Genomic DNA, 1,574 nt, shown 5'->3' on the forward strand with positions numbered 1-1,574 from the left:
CATCGGACAAAACGGTCAGAGTTTGGGATTTAGAAGGAAATCAATTAGCACTGTTGACAGGACATCAAGACTCGGTAAATAGTGTCAGTTTTAGCCGAGATGGTCAGATGCTGGCTACCGCATCATCGGACAAAACGGTCAGAGTTTGGGATTTAGAAGGAAATCAATTAGCACTGTTGACAGGACATCAAGACTCGGTAAATAGTGTCAGTTTTAGCCGAGATGGTCAGATGCTGGCTACCGCATCATCAGACAAAACGGTCAGACTCTGGGCGGTTGAAGATTTAGGAGAGATGCTGGCTAGGGGCTGTAAGTTGCTTGAAGGTTACTTTGTGGATCATCCTGAAGATTTAGAAAGCTTAGAGAAATGCCAAGATTCAGATGGCAAAATAGCTGCAGCTTCTGGTTTTGTTAGACAAGGTGAGGAGTTAGCAAAACAGGGGGATGTTGAGGCTGCTATTGCTAAGTTTCAAAAAGCCAAAACATGGAATCCGGAGCTGGAATTAGAGCTAGAGAAAAAAGCAAAAGCGATTGCTCTTGTTGCAAAAGGTGAAAAGTTAGCAAAACAGGGGGATGTTGAGGGTGCTATTGCTAAGTTTGAAAAAGCCAAACAATGGAATACGGAGCTAGAATTACAGCCAGAGATAAAAGCCAAACAGCTAGCAGCACCCGCTAAAGTTAAACAAGGTAAGCAGTTAGCTAAAGAGGGTGAATTAACCAAAGCCCTATCTCTCTATAAAGAAGCACAACAACTAGATCCAAACCTAGAAATTTATGCTCATTCTTGGTACGCACTCTGTTGGTTTGGTAGCCTCCATGGATATGCTGCTGAGGTGATGGATGCCTGTGAAAAAGCAGTAGCCAAAGCACCTAAATCTTATAAAGGATATCAAGATAGTCGTGGTTTGGCTAGGGCTCTGACTGGGGATACCGCAGGAGCGATATCAGATTTTCAGGAATTTGTAGACTGGACTAGGAATGATAAGTCGAAAGCAAAACGGCAGAAATGGATAGATGAGCTGCGGGCTGGTAAGAATCCTTTTACGGAAGAGGTGTTGAAGGATTTACTTTAGGAGTGAGGGAAAGTCAGAAGTTAGAAGTCAGAAGTCAGAAGTCAGAAGTCAGCCGTCAGCCGTCAGCGGTCAGCCGTCAGCTAAAAGCTTACGCTAAGCGAACAGTGGCCAACTTTGTGGCACAGGCTTCGACACCAATGTTATTCACAAGCTGAACGCGATCGCGTGCGCGTAGCGCATAAGCTGATAGCTGATAGCTGATAGCTGATAACTGATAGCTGATAGCTGATAGCTGATAGCTGATAGCTGATAGCTGATAGCTCCCTTTGTTACAAAATTTTAAAAAATATGTTATAATAAAAGATTTTTGTGCTATAGTATAACAGTGGGCGCTGAGACGCCCAGAGTCAAGAGCTAGCCCGGGGACACTGCAACATCTACGGGCTAGCTCTGGCTCCCCTAAAAAAGGAGATGCTTCGATTATGAGTTATTCTGAACGGCTTCACCCGTGGGTGGTCATTAGGCTGTTACCCAACATGCAGCGAGTTGTTGTTGCTCGCT

At 44.6% G+C, this 1,574-nt stretch carries 2 protein-coding genes; both read left to right on the plus strand.

Annotated elements, in window-relative coordinates:
• The coding region (locus tag F6K20_RS37875) for a WD40 repeat domain-containing protein (protein WP_502708931.1) at window positions 1–1,073 on the plus strand (1,073 nt) is incomplete at its 5' end.
• 2 nt (window positions 1,074–1,075) lie between these two features.
• A complete protein-coding gene (locus F6K20_RS37880; RefSeq protein ID WP_287298311.1) occupies window positions 1,076–1,228 on the plus strand; it encodes a hypothetical protein in 153 nt (50 codons plus the stop codon).
• Window positions 1,229–1,574 lie beyond the last annotated feature (346 nt).

The organism is Moorena sp. SIO2C4 (genome assembly GCF_010672485.1).
GTDB lineage: Bacteria > Cyanobacteriota > Cyanobacteriia > Cyanobacteriales > Coleofasciculaceae > Moorena > Moorena producens.